Source organism: Novosphingobium sp. TH158, assembly GCF_002855555.1.
Taxonomy (GTDB): Bacteria; Pseudomonadota; Alphaproteobacteria; order Sphingomonadales; family Sphingomonadaceae; genus Novosphingobium.
The window spans coordinates 1246959-1267781 of the sequence record NZ_PKRT01000001.1; the positions used below are offsets into that span (position 1 = coordinate 1246959).

Genomic DNA, 20823 nt, shown 5'->3' on the forward strand with positions numbered 1-20823 from the left:
CGGCCTCTATCGCGTGGTCGAGAGCACCGCCCCGCCGGCAACCACGCTCTGCCCCTTGGGCAGAACGGCCAGCCGCCACGACCGGTCCTTGAGCAAATACTTTGCTGCAAGCTGCTGCATGGCTTCGGGCGTGGTGTTCGTGGAATCCGACATCAGAGTGCGCAGCGCCTCGTAAAGCTCGGGCTTCTGGGTCGCGCCCTCCAGATGGTACATGAGGTAGGCAGAACCGGTCGCCGCACGGGTGATCTGCTGGCGCAGCGGCTCGGTTACGCGCTCCAGTTCGTCGGCGCTGGGCGGACGGGCAACAAGGTCCGCGGCAATCTCGTCGGCGGCGGCATAGAAGGTCGCCACGTCCTTGGGCTCGATCTGCGCCAGCGCCAGGATCGTGCCGCCGGCGTTCAGCTCCACCGGCCAGGTCGAATAAACCTGCGGCGAGTAGCTCGCCCCCAGCTTCTCGCGCATGCGATCGAGCAGGCGGTTGGAGAACACCTCGGACAGGATCCGCAGCTGGCGGCCTTCGCGGATGCCGGCAAAGCCCGCCCCGGTCGGCCAATAGACCATGGCGGCGGCCTGGTTCGCCTCGCCATGGTGGCTGAGCACGATCGGCGCCCCGCCGCCCGCCGGCACGCGCAGCCCCGCCCCTGCCACGGCAGGCGCGAGCGGCTTGCGCGGCTTGAGGGCGCCGAAAGTGCGCGACAGCGCGGCAACCGTCTCGTCGCGGTCGATATCGCCGAATACCTGCACTTCGACCGGACCGGATGCGAGGATCGACGACCAGATTTCCTTGAACCGTTCGGGCGTTGCCTTGTCCACCTCTGCCGGGGTCGGGGCCTTGTAGCGGGGGTCGCGATCGCGCTCGAGCCACTTGAGATCGCGTTCGAGCACGCCCTGCGGCGAGCTGGCATAGGCTTCATACTGTATCTTCAGCGCCGCCTTGGCGCGTTGCACCGGCTGCGCATCCCAGCGCGGCATGGCCAGCTTTGCGGCGAGGAGATAGAGCTGGTCGGCCAGGTCATCGCGGCGGGTGCTGGCGGAGAAGGTGAAGTCGGCATCGTCGATCCCGAAGTCGAAGCCCATCTTGCGCCCGGTCGATACCCGGTCGAGATCCTCCTGCCCCAGCACCGACACGCCCGAGCTGACCAGCGCCATGTCGCCCAGGGCGGCATAGGCGGCATCTTCCGGGCGGAAGGCGCGATAACCCGCACCGAAGCGGACCTTGACCGTAACCCGGCCGGGCTCATCGGTGCTCGGCCAGACAATGGCCTTCACCCCGTTGGCGAAGTTCACCTGCTCGATGCCCGAAAGCCCTGTGGCAACCGGTACCGGCTTGCCCGGCTTGCCGATCGCCGGCAGGTCGGAAAACTTGATCTGCTTGTAGGCCAGCCGCGATCCGCCATCGGCAGCCACGGGGCTGGAAAGCGCCGTACGCAAGGCACCCTCGCTCGCCTCGTCAGCCCCGGGGGTAACATAGACGCCTCGCGTTACCGTGCCTTCGAACTGCGCTCGGGTGTGGCGCAGCACGGCCTCTGGCGTGAACAGCTTCACGGTGCGTTCGAAAATGTCGAGCACGGCGACGGGATCAGCCACCGTTTCGCGGATGTCGAGCGCCTGGACAATGTCGTCCGCCACCTTCGATCCGGACAGCAGTTCACGCTGTTCGGCGCTGGAGGTGAAGGCGATCCGCATTTCCGCCACTTCGCGGTCAATCTCTTCCTGCGTCGGCGGACTGGCCAGCGCATCGGCAATCACCCCGCGCACGTCCTTGACCGCTGTCTGCCAGTCCGCGCCGAGCGGAGTGACAACAACGAAAGTCCCGTCGACCGATCGCGAGACATCCTGCTGGTTGACCTGCGCGGCAAGGTAGCTGCCGCCCGCACGGGCGCGCGCTTCCAGCCGGCGGTTGATGATCGCCAGCCCGAGAGCATCGGTCATCAGGCCCTGGTTGTAGGCGATGTTGTCCGTCACCGGGCGCCAGGGACGCAGTGTGGCCCAGGTGAAGACGCGCGGCAGGTCCGGCTCGACGACGACCTTCACTTCGCCCACCGGGGCAAGATCGGCCTTGGTCGCATCCGCAGGGGCCACCGGATCGCCGAAACTGGGCGCTGGCGTCGTCGGGCCGGTCACCGGCCAGTCGGAAAACCACTTGGCGATCAGTTCGGCAAAGACTTCCGGCGCACGATCGCCCGCAACGATGACCACGGTGTTTTCCGGCCGGTACCAGCGCTTGTGGAAGGCACGGACCGAATCCCGCGTGGCGGAGCTGAGCGTCGCCTCGGTGCCGATGGGCGCGCGATTGGCCAGCGGCTGGCCGGCGTAGATCGCCTGCCGCATCGCCTCGTCCACCCGCCCAGCGGCGCCGCCCCGCTCGCGCTTTTCGGCCAGCACGATGGGCAGTTCCGCCTTGATATTGGCATCGCTCAGCGTCGGGTGGATCATCATCCCCGAAAGCAGCTTGAACGTCTCGTCCAGCCCGCTGGCCGAGGCATTCGGCAGGTCCAGCTTGTAAGTGGTGGCAACCGGCGTGGTCTCGGCATTGGTATCCGAACCGAACGTCGCGCCAAGGCGCTGCCAGGTGGGAATTGCCTGCGCTTCACCGATATATTTCGACTGGCGGAACACCAGGTGCTCGATGAAGTGAGCATAGCCGCGTTCGCTATCCGCCTCGTTCAGCGATCCGGCATCGACGCGCACGCGGATCGAGACCTGCCCCGGCGGCACGCCATTCTTGCGGACGGCATAGCGCAGGCCGTTGGGCAGTTCGCCGAACACCCATTCCTTGTCCTGCGGAATGTCGCTGCCCCGATAGAGCCACGGGCCCGTATCAGCCTTGGCGGCTGCGGGTGCCGCAACTGCCGTTTCCTGCGCCGCAAGGGTGCCGGAAAGGACGGAAGGGACCAGGGCGACACAAAGCGCCAGGGCGCGGAAGCGAGCGTTCATGCCGCAGGTATAGGAAGGGTGAGTGTGAAGGACCAGTGAATAGCTGCAAACAGGACTATTTGCCCGTCGCGGATCCACTTGTTCCGGCCGCCGCAGCAGCGGCTGCTGCATCATCGGCCTTCTTCTGCATTTCCTGGATTTCCGCCATCGACTTGAAATCGAGCACTTCCACCTGGAAAACCAGATCGGCATTGGCCGGGATCGGCCCCGTGCCGCTTGCGCCATAGCCCAGCGTAGAAGGGATGCAGACCCGCGTGATCGCGCCCTTGGCAGTCAGCTTGAGGCCTTCGGCGAAGCCGGGGATCACTTCGCTGACCTGCATCGGCGTGCCGGTGCCCTGATCGAAAACCTCGCCATTGGCGGCCAGATAGCCGATGTAGTTGATCAGCACGGCATCACCGTCACCGGGCTTGGCCGCAGTCGCCGGACGCAGGGTGGTATAGCCCAGCCCGGAAGGTGTCTTTGCGGAACAGGTGCGCTTTGCCGTTTCGATCACGGGATTGAGCGGCAGCGGGATGATCTGCGATGCGGCCTGTGCAAGACCGGCCTGCGAAGAGACGAGGGCGGGAATGGCGAGCAGCGCGGCTGTAAGGATTTTCATGCCGCTTGCTTAGGCGCGGCTGCCATCGCCCGCCAGCAAATTCGGCCAGCGCCGCGCGATCACCAGCATCAGCGTGGGCAGGGCCATGGTGAGGACGATGTCCTTGGCGATCTCGCCAAATTGCTGCGCCACTTCGTTAGGCCAGGTTTCGACCAGATAGTCGTTCGCCTCGTTCAGCAGCTCCAGCGCCAGCACCACCAGCCAGGGCCGCCAGCGAGCGAGCGAGGACCGCAGCAGCGCCGCGGCAACCAGCGCGATCAGCAGCCCGACGATGACGTGCAGGGCATCGTTATGAAAGGCGACTGAGCGTTCGACGAACATCTTGGCGGAATAAAGCGACATGCCCGCCCGGTTATTGGCGATCTGATGGCCCGGGGCAATGCCCCGCCTCTTGACCGCCTGCGCAGGCCACTTACATGCGGCACCATGTTCATCGAAACCGAATTGACGCCGAACCCCGCGGTTCTGAAGTTCCTGCCCGGTCGCGAGGTGATGCCCGCTGGCACGCGCGATTTCGTCGACGAGGATGAGGCGCAGGCATCGCCCCTCGCCGCGGCGCTGTTCTCGCTCGGCGATGTCGCGGGCGTGTTCTTCGGCCGCGACTTCATCTCGGTGACGGCCGGCGAAGGCGTCAGCTGGAGCGCGCTCAAGCCGCAGGTCGTGGCCATGCTGCTCGATCATTTCGTTTCGGGTGCCCCGCTGTTCGCCGAAAGTGCGGGCAACGGCATTTCCGTTCCGGTCGAAGATGACGAAATCGGCGATGATCCCGGCACCGAGGATATCGTCGTGCAGATCAAGGAACTGATCGAAACCCGCGTCCGCCCGGCCGTGGCCAACGACGGCGGCGATATCGTCTATCGCGGTTTCCGCGAGGGCGTGGTCTACCTGTCCATGCAGGGTGCCTGTTCCGGCTGCCCCAGCTCTACCGCCACGCTCAAGCAGGGCATCGAAAGCCTGCTCAAGCACTACGTCCCCGAAGTGACCGAAGTTCGCGCGGCATGAACGCTCCGCTTGGCGAGGCCGCACTCGACCAGCTGTTTCGCACCGCGCGCACATACAACGGCTATCTCGACCGCCCCGTCCGCCACGAGCAGATCGAGGCGATCTGGGACCTGATGAAGTTTGGCCCGACTTCCGCCAACTCGCTCCCGGCCCGCATGGTTTGGTGCACAAGCGCGGAAGCGAAGGAAAGGCTGGCCGCCTGCGCCAGCGGCACGAACGGCGACAAGATTCGCCAGGCACCGGTTTCGGTGATCATCGGCATGGATGTCGATTTTCATCAGGCCCTGCCCGAACTGTTCCCCCATGCCTCCGCAATGAAGGACGTGTTCGGCAAGGTCCCCGCGGCTGCTCGTGAGGCCATGGCACTGCGCAATTCTTCGCTACAGGGCGCCTATTTCATCATGGCGGCCCGCGCGCTCGGGCTGGATACGGGGCCAATGTCGGGCTTTGACAATGCCGCGGTCGATGCCGCCTTCTTTGCCGACAGCCCCAGCGTGAAGTCCAACTTCATCTCGACCCTGGGCTATGGCGATCCCGCCACGATCTTCGACCGTTCGCCGCGGCCCGATTTCGCCCACTTCAACACCTTCGCCTGATCGCGCGCCGATGCGGACCCTGGTGATCGACAGCGCGACAGAGGCCTGCTCGGTAGCATTGTTCGAGGGCGGGACCCTGCTCGCAGGCGACTTCCGGGTGCTCGGGCGCGGCCATGCCGAAGCGCTGGTGCCGATGATCGCGGCGCTCCCCGCCAGGGGGCAGGCACAGCGGATTGCCGTCTCGCTCGGCCCCGGCAGCTTTACCGGTCTCCGGGTCGGCCTTGCGGCTGCCCGCGCGCTGGCGCTGGCCTGGGGCGCGGAACTGGTCGGCTATCCCACCCTCGCCCTGATCGCCGCGCAGGTCATCGCCGAACGGAATGGCGATGGCGTGACGGTTTGCATGACCGGCGGGCACGGCGAATGGTTCGTGCAGGATTTCGGCGCGGACGCCGCAGCCCTTGGCGACCTTGCCTCGCTGGCACCGGACCAGGCAGCAGCACGGGCTGGCCGCGCGCTGGTTGCCGGCACCCAGGCCGAGGCGCTGGTGCGCCTGCGCGGTTCAGGCGAAGCGATCGCTGCCCTGCCCGATGCCCGCCGCTTTGCGCTGTTGCCATCGCAGGCCATCACCCCGGACACAGCGCTGATCTATGGCCGTCCGCCCGATGCGCGCCTGCCGGAAGCCGCGCGGTGATCGACGATCTCGACCGGATCATGGCCGTGATGCAGGCCGCCTTCGACCCTCTGTATGGCGAGGCATGGACCCGTCGCCAGGTAGAAGACGCACTGCTGGTAGGCAATTGTCACTATCTTCTGGCCGGTATTGACGGCGAAGAACCCGAACCCGGCGCGCCCGCAGCGGGCTTTTCACTATCGCGCCATGGTTTCGGCGAAGAAGAACTTCTGCTTTTTGCCGTACAGCCGGAACATAGAGGCAAGGGAATTGGTTCCCGCCTGCTGCGCCGATTTGCCGAGACCGCGCGACGCCGGGGGGCGACGCGACTGCTGCTTGAAATGCGACGCGGCAACCCTGCGGAACGTCTTTACCGGGCGCACGGCTTTGAACCAATCGGCGAAAGGCCCAAGTATTACCGGCAAAGCAATGGCGAAAGAATCGATGCGATAACTTTTTCGTGCAACTGCGAATAGTTGCAGTTGATTACGCCGTAATACTTAAGTATCTGCACTTAAAGCAGATCGCGCGTTAACCTTTTTGGCTTGAATTCCGACCAGAAAAGCGCGAAAGCTCCACGCAAGGCGGCATAGTGGTGCCGTTGATTTCCTTTGCAGTGGTCGCAAAAAATATAAGAGGAAGCAGAAATGGAAACCCCTGCGTACGACATGAAAGAAACCCTGATTACATTGACATCGGACATCGTCGCGGCCCATGTCAGTAATAATAACGTCTCGACCGAAGAAGTTACTTCGCTGATTTCGAACGTTTATTCCGCGCTCGCCAATCTTGGTGCTCCCGCCGCCCCGGTGGTTGAAGCCCCCAAGCCTGCAGTTTCCGCCCGCGCCTCGGTCAAGCCGGGCAAGGTGGTGTGCATGGACTGCGGCATGGAGCTGCAGATGCTCAAGCGCCACCTGATGACTCACCACGGCATGACGGTTGAAGAATACCGCGCCAAGTGGGGCCTTTCCGCCGACCACCCCATCGTTGCGCCGAACTATGCCGAACGCCGTCGCGAACTGGCCAAGAAGATTGGCCTTGGCCGCAAGCCGGGCACCAAGATGCCGAAAAAGGCTGCTCCCGCCGGAGACGGAACCCCCGCCAAGCGCGGCCGGCCCAAGAAGGTCTCGTAAAAACCGCGATGCGCGGTTGCAGAAATGCCTCGCCGGACTAATATCCGGCGAGGCATTTGTTTACTGACGGACACCCTGTGCACCAGGCAATCGACATCGAGGCTCTCTGCGCCGAACGCGGGCTGCGCATTACCGAGCAGCGCCGGGTGATTGCGCGCGTGCTGTCGGACAGCACGGATCATCCCGATGTCGACAAACTGCACGAACGCGCCGTTGCCATCGATCCGGGCATTTCGATCGCCACGGTCTATCGCACCGTGCGCCTGTTCGAAGAGGCCGGGATTCTCGACCGCCACGATTTCGGCGATGGCCGCGCCCGCTATGAAGCGGCTCCCGAGGCGCACCACGATCACATGATCGACGTGGAAACCGGCACGGTCATCGAATTCGTCGATCCCGAGCTTGAGGCCCTGCAACGCCAGATCGCCGAGCGGCTGGGCTATCGCCTGGTCGATCACCGCATGGAACTGTTCGGGGTGAAGCTGGTGCGCAACACGCCCGGCGGAGGATCGGGCGAAAGCTGATGACGGCGCTGGCGCAGGCTCCGCGCCGCCGTTTCGGTCCTTTCGGGCTGATCCGGATCGTCATCCGCATCATGGCCATGCTGGGCCTGCTGCTGGCTTGCCTGCCGCCCTATTACCTGTTCGCCCTGCTGCGCCTGCACAATCCCTGGCCACGCCTGTTCCTGGCCGGGATAGGCTGGATCGCCGGGGTAAATCTGCGGGTAATCGGCGAAAGGCCGCGGGGCGGCGCCTTCCTGATTTCCAATCACGTCAGCTGGATCGACATTCCCGCCATCGCCCGGGCCACGGGCAGTGCCTTTGTCGGCCACGATGGCCTCGCCTCCACGCCGCTGCTCAAGCATCTCTGCGCGATGAATGACACCGTGTTCATCGCCCGGCATGACCGCGCCAGCGTGCACCGGCAGGTGGAGGACGTGCGCCGCGCCATCCGCGACACCGGCGCGCTGACGATCTTCCCCGAAGGCACGACGAGCGACGGCACCGGCCTGCTGCCGTTCAAAAGCTCGCTGCTATCCGCGCTCGAGCCGGTGCCCGATGGCGTCAGCGTCATCCCCGTCCTGCTCGATTTCGGGCGCGAGGCGGCGGATATCGCCTGGGTTGGCGACGAGCACGGCGTTGACAATTTCCTGCGAATCCTCGCACGCCGCCGCCCGGTGCAGCTGACGGTCCATTTCCTGCCGCCGCTTGCCGGTGAGGCGGTGAAGGACCGCAAGGCGATGGCAAGCGCCGCCCGCGAAGCGCTGCTCGCCGCTATGAACTGACCGAGCTGTTCGCCGAATTGCCGACGTGGCTGGTGCCGCGCGCGGCGGCAATCTGTTCCTGCCGGTAACGTTCGCGATAGCGGGCACGCTGCGCCTCGTCGCGTTCGTCGTGGCAGGAAGGGCAGCTTACGCCTTCCTCGAACAGCGGCGATGCCTTGTCTGCCTCGGCAAGCGGGCGGCGGCAGGCACGACACAGGCCGTAAGCCCCGGGGATAAGCCCGTGGCCGACCGAGACGCGCTCATCGAAGACAAAGCATTCGCCCTGCCACAGGCTCTCGGTTTCCGGCACCTCTTCAAGGTATTTCAGGATGCCGCCTTTCAGGTGGTAGACCTCGTCTATTCCCTCGGCCTTGAGGAAGGCAGTCGATTTCTCGCAGCGGATGCCGCCGGTGCAGAACATGGCCACCTTCGGCGGTGCCTCGCCCGTGCCCAGCAGCCTTTCCCGCTCGGCACGGAACCACGCGGGAAAATCGCGAAAGGTGCGGGTCTTCGGATCGATCGCTCCGGCAAAGGTGCCGATGCCCACCTCATAGTCGTTGCGGGTATCGATGACGATGGTGCCGGGATCGGAGATCAGCGCGTTCCATTCCTGCGGGTCGACATAATGGCCAACGCCCTGGAGCGGATCGATATCCGGCTCACCCATTGTCACGATTTCCTGCTTCAGGCGCACCTTCATGCGCAGGAAAGGCAGGTCCAGCGCGTGGGAGAACTTCGCCCCAAGCCCCTCGAACCCCGGCCAGGCGCGCACATGGCGCAGCACCTCGGCCACCCCGTCCTCACTTCCGGCAATCGTGCCATTGATCCCTTCGCGCGCCAGCAGCAGCGTCCCCCGGATGCCCTGTTCGCGGCACAAGGCCAGCAGCGGTTCGCGCCGCGCGGCGAAATCCTCGTGCCGGGCGAAGTGGTAAAGCGCAGCAACGCAGACGGGCAGGTTCGATTCGGCCATGGCCTGCCCGATAGCGGCGCGAACCTTTCCCTTCAAATCCTCGCGCGAATCCCCTATCCGCAGCGCCCATGCGCCAGACCCCGCCCCCCAGGACCTATCGCGTCAAAAGCTTCGGCTGCCAGATGAACGTCTATGATGGCGAACGCATGGCCGAGCTGCTTGCCGAACAGGGTATCATCCCCGCGCCAGAGGGCGAGGAGGCGGACCTTGTGGTGCTCAACACCTGCCACATTCGCGAAAAGGCGGCGGAGAAGGTCTATTCCGACATCGGCCGCCTGCGCCGCGAAGATGGCACATCGCCCCTGATCGCGGTGGCGGGCTGCGTTGCCCAGGCTGAGGGCGAGGAAATCATGAAGCGCGCGCCCGCCGTCTCGATGGTGGTCGGCCCGCAGGCCTATCACCGCCTGCCGGGCATGATCGCCGAAGCGGTCGAGGGACGTCGCGCGATCGATACCGACATGCCGGCAGAGACCAAGTTCGATGCCCTGCCCGATCGCCGCAAGGTGGGGCCGAGCGCCTTCCTGACCGTGCAGGAAGGGTGCGACAAGTTCTGCACCTATTGCGTCGTTCCCTATACCCGCGGGGCGGAAGTTTCGCGCTCCTTCAAGGACCTGGTCGAGGAAGCGCACAAGCTGGTCGATGCCGGCGCCCGCGAGATCACCCTGCTTGGCCAGAACGTCAACGCCTGGACCGGCGAAGATGCCGCGGGCCGGGCCATCGGCCTGGACGGGCTGGCGCGGGAACTGGCCCGCAACCCCGATCTGCACCGCATCCGCTATACCACCAGCCACCCCAACGACATGACCGACGGGCTGATTGCCGCGCACGGCGAGCTGGAAAAGCTGATGCCGTTCCTGCACCTGCCCGTGCAGGCCGGATCGGACCGGGTGCTGAAGGCAATGAACCGCAGCCACAGCCGCGACAGCTACCTGCGGATCCTTGATCGCGTCCGCGCCGTCCGGCCCGACATTGCCCTTTCCGGCGATTTCATCGTCGGCTTCCCCGGCGAGACCGACGCCGAGTTCGAGGAAACGCTGAGCCTGGTCGATGCCGTAGGCTATGCCCAGTGCTTCAGCTTCAAGTACTCCGCCCGCCCCGGCACGCCTGCCGCGACGATGGACGGCCAGGTTCCCGCCGAAGTGATGGACGAACGGCTCCAGCGCCTCCAGGCCGCGCTCAACCGCGACCAGCTGGCCTTCAACCAGGCTTCGGTCGGCAAGCGCTGCACCGTGCTGGTGGAGCGCAAGGGCAGGCATCCCGGCCAGTTGCTGGGCAAATCACCCTGGTTGCAGTCGGTCCATTTCACCGGCGATGCCGCCATTGGCGACCTTGTCGAGGTAGAACTGACCGAGGCCGGGCCCAATTCGCTTTCGGCGCGGCTGTTGCACCCGGCCCACGCCTGAGGGGTATTCCACAGTCCTGCGCCGGCTGTCGCTTGCCTGAAACAAAGCGCTGCCTATCTTGGTTGTCAGTGGGCCGCACACCCGCGGCCCTCTCGAAAGGAGCGCATGGCCCGCAAAGCAGCCCGTGCCCACAACGTGGCACACCTCGCCCCGCAGCAATCCCAGCGTGCCCGGGCGGAACTGGAATTCGACGAACCCGCCGTGCTCGGCGCGTTGTTCGGACAGTTCGACGCCAATCTGGTGCAGCTGGAGAACCGGCTCGGAGTGTTCATCGCGGCTCGCGGCAATCGCATCCAGATCGAAGGCAAGGCGGACGACGTTGCCCGCGCCCGCGACGTGTTGCGCGGGATGCACCAGCGGCTGCTGCAAGGCCATGATCTTGATACCGGCGCGGTGGAATCGCTGATCGCCATGTCGGCCGAACCGACGCTGGACGGCATTGTCTCGAAGGAGCTGGAAAGCCCCTCGGTGATGATCCGGACCCGCAAGAAGACCATCGTTCCGCGCTCCACCACGCAGATCGAATACATGCAGGCGCTGTCCAGCCGCGATATCATCTTCGCGCTGGGTCCGGCCGGCACCGGCAAGACTTATGTTGCCGTGGCCCAGGCGGTGAGCCAGCTGATGAACGGTTCGGTCCAGCGCCTGATCCTTTCGCGCCCGGCTGTCGAAGCGGGCGAGCGGCTGGGCTTCCTGCCCGGCGACATGAAGGAAAAGGTCGATCCCTACCTGCGCCCGCTCTACGATGCGCTGTACGATTGCATGCCGCCCGAGCAGGTGGAACGCCGCATAGCCAGCGGCGAGATCGAGATTGCGCCCATCGCCTTCATGCGCGGCCGCACCTTGGCCGATGCCTTCGTCATCCTTGACGAGGCGCAGAACACCACGCCCGCGCAGATGAAGATGTTCCTTACCCGTTTCGGCCAGAACAGCCGCATGGTGATCTGCGGCGACCCGCGGCAGGTCGACATTCCCGGCGGCGCGCCGATGAGCGGGCTGAAGGACGCGGTGGACCGGCTTGAGGGCGTGGAGGGCATCGCGGTGGTGCGCTTCAACGCAGCCGACGTGGTGCGCCATCCCATCGTCGGGCGGATCGTCGAGGCCTATGAGGGCAAGGACGCATAATCCGCTTTCGGGTTCGGACCCGTCCGCCTAGGAACGGCGCGATGAACCTCGATATCGAAATCGACGCGCCCTGGCGGAACGACACGGACTGGGCCGATCTTGCCGTTCAGGCGGCCGAGGCGGCCATGGCGGTCGCCCCGGAACTGGCGAACCCGCGCCTGACAGCCAGCCTGCTGTTCACTTCGGACGCGGAAGTGCACACGCTCAATCGCGAATGGCGGGCCAAGGACAAGCCCACCAACGTCCTGTCCTTCCCCATGCTGGAACGGGATGACCTGCTGGCGCTCGCCGCCGATGGCCCGCCCGAGATGCTCGGTGACATCGCCCTGGCCCAGGAAACCTGCGCGCGCGAGGCGGCTGATAAAGGCGTGCCGCTGGAACATCACGCCGCCCACCTGATTATCCACGGGCTGCTTCACCTGGCCGGCTATGATCATGAGATTTCGGCGCAGGATGCGACCGAAATGGAGGCGCTGGAGACAAAGGCGCTTGCACATATGGCAATTACCGACCCATATTGCGATTGAACCGATTGCAACTGCCAACGATTCTGAGGACTGAGTTCTTACATGGCCGATCATAGTTCGGGAGACGCGGACAGTAGGCGCTCGCTGCTCGGCAGCCTGCGCACCATGCTGGGCTTTGCCAAGGACCAGAGCCTGCGCGCGCAGCTTGAGGATGCGATCGACGAGCATGAGGAGGACTCCTCCCCCTCGCCCGCTGGCGACCTTTCCCCGATCGAACGGCAGATGCTGCGCAACCTGCTGCATTTTTCGGAACACGATGCCGATGACGTCGCCATTCCCCGGCGCGAGATCGTGGCCGTTCCCGAAAGCCTGACCTGGGAAGAACTGGTCGGCGCCTTTGCCGAACACGGCCACAGCCGCATGCCGGTCTATGGCGAGAGCCTCGACGAGATTAAGGGCATGATCCACATAAAGGACGTGTTCCCCTTCCTGGCCGGGGCGAAGGCTCCGCCGAAGGACTGGCTCGCCCTGATGCGCCAGCCGCTGTTCGTGCCGCAATCGCGCAACGCCATCGACGTGCTGGCAGACATGCGCGCCAGCCGCACGCACCTGGCCGTGGTGTTCAACGAGTATTCGGGCACCGAAGGCATCGTCACCATCGAGGACCTGGTCGAGGAAATCGTCGGCGAGATCGAGGACGAGCATGACGATGCCCCCACCGACCTGCTGACCGAGCTGGAAGGCGGCATGTGGGAGGCTGATGCCGGGGCCGAACTCGACGATGTTGGCGAGCGGATCGACCCGCGCCTCGCAGAGGTCGAGGAAGACGTTGATACCTTGGGCGGCCTCGCCTTCGTGCTGGCCGAGCAGGTGCCGCCCGTGGGCGCCGTGCTGCACCATCCCAGCGGCTGGAGCCTTGAGGTTATCGCCGGCAACGAACGCCACGTCACCCGCCTGCGGCTGCACCCGCCCGCGGCCGCCGGTGACGAAGGAGAAAGCTGATAGCCATGCGCCGCCTTCCCCCCCTCCGCGCGCTGGAAGCCTTCCTTCGCGTCGTCCGGCAGGGTTCCGCCAAGGCTGCGGCCAGCGAGCTGGGCCTGAGCCCGTCCGCCCTTTCACGCCGCCTGCAGGCGCTTGAGGACTTCCTGGGCAAGAAGCTGTTCCTGCGCCAGCACCAGGCGCTCAAGCTGACGGATGAAGGCCAGGCTTTCTACGATGCCGTCAGCCCGCTGATCGAAGACCTTGCCGAAGCGGTCGAAGCGCAGGTCGATACCGGCAAGCTGCTGCGCCTGCACCTTGGCGTGCCGTCGCTCTTTGCCGAACAGCGCCTGTTCCCGCGCCTGCTTGAACTGCGCAAGCTGCACCCGCGCCTGCATATCGACGTCGATACCGGCCCGCATCTCGACGTGCGGCTGGGCGATACGCTCGATGCAGCCATCGTCGTCACCGGCCAGCCGGACGAGGCGCTCTATTCGGTGCGGCTCGATCACAACAAGGTCTATGCCTTCACCTCGAAGGCGCTGGCAGAGGAACTGGGCAACGCCCCCGATGCCGCCGTGCTATCGCGCCAGACCTTCCTGATCCACAACGAGCTGCCCGAAAGCTTCACCGCCTGGAAAAAGGCCATGGGGCTCGACAACCTGCAGCCCGCAGCGATCGACCACTTCGATTCAGGGCAGCTGATCCTTGAGGCGGCGGCGCAGAGCCTTGGCATCGCCATCATGCATGACGATCACTTCCGCCGATCGGGCGACAAGCGCATCGCCCGGCTTTACGATGTCGAGGTGGAAAGCCCCTATTCCTACTGGTTCGTCTGCCGCCCGCGCGCACTGGATGCCCGGCCGGTGCGCCTGTTCCATGACTGGCTGGTCAACGCCGGGGTCTGATCACGCACAAAAAAGGGGGCGAACCAGCGCCCCCTTTTCCGTTTTCCGGCAGCGAACTTTTCAGCTCACGGTTGCCTTGATGATCTTGCCGGGGTTCGCCGGCGGTTCACCCTTGGGCAGGGCATCGACGTTTTCCATGCCTTCTTCGACCACGCCCCAGACGGTGTACTGGCGATCGAGGAAGGTCGCATCGTCGAAGCAGATGAAGAACTGGCTGTTGGCCGAGTGCGGATAGCTGGTGCGGGCCATCGAGCAGACGCCGCGCACGTGCGGTTCATTGTTGAATTCGGCCTGCAGGTCGGGCTTGTCCGAACCGCCCATGCCGGTGCCGTTCGGGCAGCCGCCCTGCGCCATGAAGCCGGGGATGACGCGGTGGAACTTGACGCCATCGTAGAAGCCTTCGCGGGCCAGTTCGGTAATGCGCGCGACATGGCCGGGGGCAAGGTCGGGACGCAGCTTGATCTTCACGTCGCCGGTATCGAGCGTGAGGGTGAGATATTCGTCGGCCATCGGGGAATCTCCTGTAATCCGAGCGCCGATATAGGCCGGGCGCGAAGAAAGTCACGCCCCTGCCGGTTGCGACGGTTGCAATTGCATTCCATCCGCCTAGACCGGCCCGCATGACTCCCGAGGAAACCGACCAGACCCTGCTGCAAGAGGCCGCCGATATGGCCGGCGATGCGGCGGAGTCCGAAAGCCTCGACGAGGAGAACACCCTCAAGCCGGAATTCGTCCGCAAGGTCCGCGAAGCTCTGGAAGAAGGCGAGCGCGACGCGGTCTATGACCTGGTCGAGCCGCTCCACCCGGCCGACATCGCCGACCTGTTCGAGCTGGTAAACGCCGACGAACGCCCGCAACTTGCCCGCGCCATCACCGACCTGATGAGCCCGGACGTGTTCGCCGAGCTGAACGATCACGTCCGCGAACTGATCGTCGAGGCCCTGCCCGCCGGGCAGGTGGCCGATATCGCCGAGCAGCTCGATACCGACGACGCGGTCGCCATGATCGAGGATCTCGACGAGGAGGACCGCGAGGCCGTCCTTGCCGAGATGGAGCCGGAAGACCGCGCCGCCATCGAATCGGCGCTGGCCTATCCGGAGGAATCCGCAGGCCGCCTGATGAGCCGCGATTTCATCGCGGTGCCCGAACACATGAGCGTGGGCGGCCTGATCGATTACCTGCGCGAACACCCCAACCTCGCCACCGAGTTCTGGGAAGTGTTCATCGTCGATGCCCGCCACCACCCGGTCGGCACCTGCGTGCTCAGCTGGATCCTGCGTGCCCCCCGCTCTGTGGCGCTGGTGGATGTGATGAAGCGCGACCAGACGCTGATCCCGGTCGGCATGGACCAGGAAGAAGTGGCGCTGCGCTTCCAGAAATACGCGCTGATTTCGGCTGCCGTAGTCGATGAAAGCGGGCGGCTGGTTGGCCAGATCACGGTCGACGACGTGGTCCACATCATCCAGGAAGAAGCGGGCGAGGACGTGCTGCTGCTGTCCGGCGCCGGCGAAGGCGACATCAACGAGCCGATCCGCGATTCCTATGTCAGCCGCGTGCGCTGGCTGATCGCCAACCTTGTCACCGCACTGCTGGGCGCAACGATCATTTCCAGCTTCGGCGGCGCCATCGAAAAGCTGGTGGCCCTGGCCGCGCTGTCGCCGATGGTGGCTTCGATCGGCGGCAATGCGGGGACGCAGACCATGGCGGTCACCGTGCGCGCCTTGGCGACCAACCAGCTGACCCGGGCCAATACAGGCCGCATCCTGTGGCGCGAAATGCGCGTCGCCATGCTCAATGGCGCAACCGTTGCCAGCCTGATCGGCTGCGCGACATGGCTGTTCTTCGGCAGCCCCCTGCTGGGCGCGGTCATCGGATCGGCAGTGATCGTCAATATCCTGACCGCCGGGATCGCCGGACTGGTCGTACCCGTGCTGCTTGACCGCTACGATCAGGACCCGGCGGTTGCCAGCTCGGTATTCGTGACGATGATCACCGATTCGATGGGCTTCTTCGCCTTCCTCGGCCTTGCGGTGGCCAGCGGGCTGGTCGGCTGATGCCCCTGCACCTGACCAAGGTTGCCTATGGCGCGCAATCGCTGGACGACATGCGCCGCTGGTTCGCCACACGCGGACAGGAAGCGTTCCTGACCACCCGCTACCTGCCCAAGCGCCATGACGAGATCGTGCCGCCCGATGGCTCGCCCGGAGGCTCGCTGTTCTGGATCTTCAAGCACCAGCTGGTGATGCGATCGCCCATCCTGCGCTTCGAGGAAGCCGAGGGCGGCAAGACCAACATCGTCATCGCCACCGGCCTGATCGACGTTCACCCCCGCCCCAAGCGGGCGCATCAGGGCTGGCGCTATCTTGAGCACGCCGAAGCCCCGGCCGACCTTGCCGAGGGCGAGGTTGCCGGAGATGCCATGCCTCCGCACCTTGCGGGCGAGCTTGCGCGGCTGGGGCTGGTCTAGCCCTGCGGCTTGACCGTTCCCGGCACCGGGGTCCATGATCGGTGCCTGCCAACACTCCATGGCGAAAGGTCCCGACAGGCTAATGCATCAGGCAATCAACCGCATTTTTGCGCTGTTCAGCGTGCTGCCCGCCTTCATTGTGCCGCCAGCCGCTGCCCAGCCGGTGGCGACCAAGCCCGCGGCGACGGCCGCCAAGCCGGCAAGTCCGTCCGGCCAGCTCTGCTTCCTCGATGTCCGCAAGGTGGAAGACCTGATGCTCAGCAAGGCAGGCGTCGGCCGCGATGACATTACGTTCCGGCTGAGAACCTATGAGGACGATCCCGCCTACAAGCGCGCCATGAAATCGTTCGAGGTCAGCTCCTCCACCGCCTACAACCGCAACCGCTGCGTTGCCCTGGTGCGGCGAAACGTCCGCAACGCGCTGGACCTGACGCCCGAGGTGGTGAAGGCCATCGAAACGGGGCGCACCGGGAAAAAGGTGCCGCTGGTCCACGGCAAGTCCGAAGGGTTTTGCAGCGCGAACCTGGAAGGCGCTGGCGGCGGCGTTGACCAGAACAAGCTGATGGAAGTGGCCAATGCCCTGCTGAAGGAACGCAAGTGCACCGCCTATGTTGACGAGGGGCAGGTGTTTGGCGGGGCAATGGATCCGTCGATCAGCATTACCAAGGCGATGCTGATCCGCATCGAAGCCCTGCGCCCGCAGGGGACGGCAGCCAACCGGCCCTGCGACCCCGCCGCCAAGCCGCTTGCCGACAAGCCCATGTGCTATGCCACCGGCAAGATGCATCAAGCCACGATGCGCGAGGCCAGGCCGGTGAAATCGACCAGCGATGTGATCGGCGAGGATTCGATCCAGTTCTTCGGCAAGGCCGGGGACAAGGTCCGCATCACCATCCTGGGCGACCTGCCGATTGCCGATCCGCCGATCTGGGCAACGCTGTTCGGCCCTTACAAAAACACGACAAGCTCCATCGCCATGGGACGCGAAAAAGCGCAGTTCGGGCTGGAGGAATACTGGCGCGAATTTGTCATCCCGGCGACGGGCAACTATTCGACCAATCTCAAGACCTTCGGCAAGGCCTATGGTCTGGAGATCGCCATCGTCGGCTGATCCTCTGCCACTTCGCAGGCCAGCCACCAGCGCAGCAGCTGGTGCGCTATGGCCGCCGGCGGCGGGGCAAGGAAGGGTGCGGCAGGATCGCCAGCCATGGCCGCCGCGACCTCGTCACGCGAAAACCAGCGGGCTTCTTCCAGCTCGTTGGCATCCAGCGTGATCGACTTATCCTCGGCCAGTGCATGGCAGCCGATCATCAGCGACGACGGAAAGGGCCAGGGCTGGCTGGCGACATAGCTGACATCGCGCACCCTGATCCCGGCTTCCTCAAGCACCTCGCGCGCCACGGCTTCCTCGATCGTTTCGCCGGGCTCGACAAAGCCGGCCAGCGCGGAAAAGCGGCCTGCCGGAAAGCGCGGCTGGCGGCCCAGCAACAAGTCACCGTCATGTTCCACCAGCATGATCGTTACCGGATCGGTGCGCGGGAAGTGCTCTGCCCGGCAGGCTGTGCAGTTGCGCTGCCAGCCGCCCTTGGCCAGGGCCGTCGGCGCGCCGCACTGGGCGCAGAAGCGGTGCCGCGCGTGCCAGCTTACCAGCGCGCGGGCCACGCCATAGGCAGCAAGGTCTTGCGGCGAGACGCAGGAAAGCGACTGCCACAGCCGGGGATTGGCCGGCCCGGCCGATGCGCGCGCCGGGACCTGCGCAAAACAGGCCCGGCCATCGTCAAGACCGAGGAAAACCAGTTCACCATCGGCTGCGGCTTCGGCAAGGCTGCCCCAGGCGAGGGCGCCGTGCTCGTCCAGCACCGGATCGAGCCCGTCCAGCCGCAGCAGGCGCGCGCGGTGGTCCATCAGCGCGGCCAGCGCGGCGGCATCCGCGCGCAGGTGGTCCGCACGGTCGATCCGGCACCCGGCAAAGGCAATGTCCAGCTGCATCAGGCAGCTTGCTTGGCCGGCCGGGGCGTCACGTCTTCCCTCGCGGCGGTGAGGAATTCGCGCTGCAAGGGATAGACCTCCGGCGGCATGAACTGGGTGTAAAGTGCGCCGCGCAGGCCGATCCTGCGCTGGATGAAGAACACCGTGCCCGCTGCGCCCGACCAGCCGAATGAGCCCTCGTCAGCCCCAAGTCCCACGCGCCCGCCCGCGCCATAGCCCGCACCTTCCGAGAAGGTGCCTTTGGTGCTGACCCCCGCCGGCAGCAGGTTGGATACGGCAAGGCGCACCGCCGCGGGATCGACCACCCGCCGGTTGCCCAGCTTCCCGTCGTTCAGCAGCAATTGCATGAACCGGTCGAAGTCGCGCGGAGTGGAAACCAGCCCGGCACCGCCGAATTCGAAAGCTGTCGGGTCGGTGAAGATGGTGTCGGCCGGGCCATCGATCGGCACGGTCAGCGATCCCAGTATGCCATAGTTCGTGGTCAGCCGCGCCTTGTCCGCCTCGCGCAGCTGGAAGCGCGTGCTGGTCATCCCGGCAGGGCCAAAGATCCGCTCCTGTATCAGCGCGCCCAGCGACTTGCCGGTCATCCGGGCCATCATCAGCCCCAGGATGTCCAGCGCCATCGAATAGCGCCAGGCGGTTCCCGGCTCGGCCACCAGCGGGACGGCGGCGGCGCGGCGGAGAAATTCGTCCGGCCCCGGAACCGGGACCGGCGAGGTGAACACGGGAATGGGCTTGCGCGAAATGACGCCCGCGATCAGTCCGTTGCGGGCCAGCTCCGCGCTGGCCTTGTCCTGCCCGATCCCGCCATAGCCGAAGCCGGCAGTGTGGGTGAGCAGGTGGCGCACGGTAATCGGCACCGTTGCGGGGCGCGATTCCAGGCCCTTCTTCGGGTCGATCGCCACGCGCATCGCGGCGAACTGCGGAAACACGTCGGCCAGCCGGGTTTCGAGCGAAAGCTTACCCTCGGCAATCAGCGTCGCGGCGACCAGCCCGGTTACCGGCTTGGTCATCGAATAGATGCGGTAGAGGCTGTCCAGCCCCACGGGTTGCGCCCCGTCGAAGGCATGGCTGCCCATGGTGAGTACCCGCGGTTCGGCCTTGCCCCAGCCGAGAGTTGCGATCATACCCGGCAACTTGCGCTGGGCGACATAACGGCGGATCAGTTCCGCCACCGCCGGCCAGTCCGCGGCCACATCGCCGGCCAGCGCCGCCGAGGCAGCGCGCGCCAGCGCCGGGTTTGCCAGCAGGGCCGCGGCAAGCGAGCCGCGCAGCAGCGAGCGGCGCGAAATCCGGTTCATCTGCACGTCCAAGTCAGTCATCTCCCCGACCGGCCACGGCAAGCCGCGCCGCCTTGACGAACAAGGTGGGCAGGCCAGCCTCCTCAAGGCGGTTGACCGGCCACCATTCGCCGTCGTTTGCGCCTATTCTAGCGCTGGCTTCGCCTGAATAAAGACTGAGCGACAAGGAAAGCTGGAAATGGGTGAAGGTGTGCTCCACCTGGCCGCCTGCGCGCCATTCCCCTGCGGCTGGGGGCGCGCCATGCCCGTCGCCGCGCGCAGACCAGCCATCGTCCGGCAGGGCGCGCATCCCGCCCAGCATCCCCTGCGGCGGGCGCGTGACCAGCCAGACCGCGCCATCGCGCTCGATCCAGAAGGCCGTGCCCCGGCGCTGGGGCTTTGCCTTCTTCGGCGCCTTCACCGGATAGCGTTCGGCTTCCGTCCGGCCCCGGCAGGCATGGGCCAGGGGGCAAAGCAGGCATCGCGGGCTGCGGGCGGTGCAGATGCCTGCGCCAAGGTCCATCATGGCCTGGGCAAAATCACCCGCGCGCGCGTCCGGCGTGATGCTGTCTGCCGCCGCGCGGATCGCCGCCCTCGCCCCCGGCAGGGGATCGGCAATGGCGAACAGGCGAGCCACCACGCGTTCGACATTGGCATCGATCACCACCGCGCGCCGGCCAAAGGCAATCGCCGCCACGGCAGCAGCGGTATAGGCCCCCAGCCCCGGCAGTTCGCGCAGCTGCGCCTCAGTGTCGGGAAAGCTGCCGCCCCGCGCCGCGACAGCGCGGGCGCAGGCCAGAAGGTTGCGCGCGCGGGCATAATAGCCCAGCCCCGCCCAGGCGCTCATCACCTCGGCATCGTCGGCGGCGGCCAACGCCTCCACGCTCGGCCAGCGGGCGGTGAAGGCCGCGAAATAGGGCTGCACGGCAGCAACCGTGGTCTGCTGTAGCATGACTTCCGAAAGCCATACCCGATAGGGATCGGGCGGCGGCGATCCCGGCGGGGAACGCCACGGCAGGACGCGCGCATTGGCATCGTACCAGCCGAGGAGGGTGCCGGCGATGTCCTGCGCGCTGGAAACCATGGCGCGGCT

23 protein-coding genes are annotated in these 20823 nt (G+C 65.7%); 15 read left to right on the forward strand and 8 right to left on the reverse strand.

What is annotated here, in order from left to right:
* Positions 1-6 precede the first annotated feature (6 nt).
* From C0V78_RS06205 to C0V78_RS06215, 3 genes are read right to left on the reverse strand one after another with little or no spacing between them, the layout of a single operon-like run.
* A complete protein-coding gene (locus C0V78_RS06205) occupies positions 7-2937 on the reverse strand; it encodes a pitrilysin family protein (RefSeq protein ID WP_101796924.1) in 2931 nt (976 codons plus the stop codon).
* A 55-nt stretch (positions 2938-2992) separates the two neighbouring features.
* Positions 2993-3538, reverse strand: a complete 546-nt coding sequence (locus C0V78_RS06210) for an FKBP-type peptidyl-prolyl cis-trans isomerase (RefSeq protein WP_101796925.1) — start codon at positions 3536-3538, stop codon at positions 2993-2995.
* A gap of 9 nt (positions 3539-3547) precedes the next feature.
* Positions 3548-3880 (reverse strand): hypothetical protein, encoded by a 333-nt coding sequence (locus C0V78_RS06215; RefSeq protein WP_101796926.1) that lies wholly within the window; start codon positions 3878-3880, stop codon positions 3548-3550.
* Between the two features lie 84 nt (positions 3881-3964).
* On the opposite strand from C0V78_RS06215, the gene C0V78_RS06220 reads away from it, so the two are divergent.
* From C0V78_RS06220 to C0V78_RS06250, 7 genes are all read left to right on the forward strand, one after another.
* A complete protein-coding gene (locus tag C0V78_RS06220) occupies positions 3965-4540 on the forward strand; it encodes a NifU family protein (protein ID WP_101796927.1) in 576 nt (191 codons plus the stop codon).
* Positions 4537-5136: a malonic semialdehyde reductase gene (locus C0V78_RS06225; protein WP_101796928.1), complete on the forward strand. Its 600-nt coding sequence runs from the start codon at positions 4537-4539 to the stop codon at positions 5134-5136. The genes C0V78_RS06220 and C0V78_RS06225 overlap by 4 nt, the downstream gene beginning before the upstream one ends.
* Before the next feature lie 10 nt (positions 5137-5146).
* Positions 5147-5767 (forward strand): tRNA (adenosine(37)-N6)-threonylcarbamoyltransferase complex dimerization subunit type 1 TsaB, encoded by a 621-nt coding sequence (gene tsaB / locus C0V78_RS06230; RefSeq protein ID WP_101796929.1) that lies wholly within the window; start codon positions 5147-5149, stop codon positions 5765-5767.
* Positions 5764-6222, forward strand: coding sequence for a GNAT family N-acetyltransferase (locus tag C0V78_RS06235; RefSeq protein WP_173843348.1), 459 nt, complete (start codon positions 5764-5766; stop codon positions 6220-6222). The genes tsaB and C0V78_RS06235 overlap by 4 nt, the downstream gene beginning before the upstream one ends.
* A 171-nt stretch (positions 6223-6393) precedes the next feature.
* Entirely contained in the window at positions 6394-6879 is a 486-nt protein-coding gene (locus C0V78_RS06240) for a MucR family transcriptional regulator (RefSeq protein WP_101796930.1), read from the forward strand.
* 77 nt (positions 6880-6956) lie between these two features.
* Entirely contained in the window at positions 6957-7403 is a 447-nt protein-coding gene (locus C0V78_RS06245) for a Fur family transcriptional regulator (protein WP_101796931.1), read from the forward strand.
* Positions 7403-8164, forward strand: coding sequence for a 1-acyl-sn-glycerol-3-phosphate acyltransferase (locus C0V78_RS06250; RefSeq protein WP_101796932.1), 762 nt, complete (start codon positions 7403-7405; stop codon positions 8162-8164). Before C0V78_RS06245 ends, C0V78_RS06250 begins: the two co-directional genes overlap by 1 nt.
* Here C0V78_RS06250 and C0V78_RS06255 read toward each other — a convergent pair.
* On the reverse strand, positions 8154-9113 hold the full coding sequence (locus C0V78_RS06255) for a rhodanese-related sulfurtransferase (protein WP_101796933.1): 960 nt from the start codon (positions 9111-9113) through the stop codon (positions 8154-8156). The genes C0V78_RS06250 and C0V78_RS06255 overlap by 11 nt on opposite strands.
* 68 nt (positions 9114-9181) lie before the next feature.
* Between C0V78_RS06255 and miaB the strand changes: the two genes are divergently transcribed.
* From miaB to C0V78_RS06280, 5 genes are all read left to right on the forward strand, one after another.
* Positions 9182-10516, forward strand: coding sequence for a tRNA (N6-isopentenyl adenosine(37)-C2)-methylthiotransferase MiaB (miaB, locus tag C0V78_RS06260; protein WP_101796934.1), 1335 nt, complete (start codon positions 9182-9184; stop codon positions 10514-10516).
* 105 nt (positions 10517-10621) lie between these two features.
* On the forward strand, positions 10622-11641 hold the full coding sequence (locus tag C0V78_RS06265) for a PhoH family protein (protein ID WP_101796935.1): 1020 nt from the start codon (positions 10622-10624) through the stop codon (positions 11639-11641).
* A gap of 41 nt (positions 11642-11682) precedes the next feature.
* The gene (ybeY, locus tag C0V78_RS06270; RefSeq protein WP_101796936.1) at positions 11683-12168 is read left to right on the forward strand and encodes an rRNA maturation RNase YbeY; all 486 of its coding nucleotides are present in this window, start codon (positions 11683-11685) and stop codon (positions 12166-12168) included.
* Between the two features lie 42 nt (positions 12169-12210).
* Positions 12211-13110, forward strand: a complete 900-nt coding sequence (locus C0V78_RS06275) for a hemolysin family protein (RefSeq protein ID WP_101796937.1) — start codon at positions 12211-12213, stop codon at positions 13108-13110.
* 5 nt (positions 13111-13115) lie between these two features.
* The gene (locus C0V78_RS06280) at positions 13116-13994 is read left to right on the forward strand and encodes a LysR substrate-binding domain-containing protein (RefSeq protein WP_101796938.1); all 879 of its coding nucleotides are present in this window, start codon (positions 13116-13118) and stop codon (positions 13992-13994) included.
* 60 nt (positions 13995-14054) lie between these two features.
* Here the strand turns inward: C0V78_RS06280 and C0V78_RS06285 are convergent, their stop codons facing one another.
* The gene (locus C0V78_RS06285) at positions 14055-14504 is read right to left on the reverse strand and encodes a peptidylprolyl isomerase (protein WP_101796939.1); all 450 of its coding nucleotides are present in this window, start codon (positions 14502-14504) and stop codon (positions 14055-14057) included.
* Between the two features lie 110 nt (positions 14505-14614).
* Between C0V78_RS06285 and mgtE the strand changes: the two genes are divergently transcribed.
* From mgtE to C0V78_RS06300, 3 genes are all read left to right on the forward strand, one after another.
* Complete coding sequence (gene mgtE / locus C0V78_RS06290) at positions 14615-16048, forward strand: magnesium transporter (protein ID WP_101796940.1); 1434 nt, start codon at positions 14615-14617, stop codon at positions 16046-16048.
* Positions 16048-16461 carry a DUF1489 family protein gene (locus C0V78_RS06295; RefSeq protein ID WP_101796941.1) on the forward strand — a complete coding sequence of 138 codons (414 nt, stop codon included), beginning with the start codon at positions 16048-16050 and terminating at the stop codon, positions 16459-16461. The genes mgtE and C0V78_RS06295 overlap by 1 nt, the downstream gene beginning before the upstream one ends.
* A gap of 82 nt (positions 16462-16543) precedes the next feature.
* Positions 16544-17572 carry a hypothetical protein gene (locus C0V78_RS06300; protein ID WP_101796942.1) on the forward strand — a complete coding sequence of 343 codons (1029 nt, stop codon included), beginning with the start codon at positions 16544-16546 and terminating at the stop codon, positions 17570-17572.
* On the opposite strand, the gene nudC is transcribed toward C0V78_RS06300, so the two are convergent.
* The 3 genes from nudC to C0V78_RS06315 are packed head-to-tail and all read right to left on the reverse strand — an operon-like array spanning position 17542 to position 20814.
* On the reverse strand, positions 17542-18450 hold the full coding sequence (nudC, locus tag C0V78_RS06305; protein ID WP_173843350.1) for an NAD(+) diphosphatase: 909 nt from the start codon (positions 18448-18450) through the stop codon (positions 17542-17544). The two genes, C0V78_RS06300 and nudC, sit on opposite strands and share 31 nt — an antisense overlap.
* Positions 18450-19772, reverse strand: a complete 1323-nt coding sequence (locus C0V78_RS06310) for a serine hydrolase (protein ID WP_101796944.1) — start codon at positions 19770-19772, stop codon at positions 18450-18452. Before C0V78_RS06310 ends, nudC begins: the two co-directional genes overlap by 1 nt.
* The gene (locus C0V78_RS06315; protein ID WP_101796945.1) at positions 19765-20814 is read right to left on the reverse strand and encodes an A/G-specific adenine glycosylase; all 1050 of its coding nucleotides are present in this window, start codon (positions 20812-20814) and stop codon (positions 19765-19767) included. The genes C0V78_RS06310 and C0V78_RS06315 overlap by 8 nt, the downstream gene beginning before the upstream one ends.
* Positions 20815-20823 lie beyond the last annotated feature (9 nt).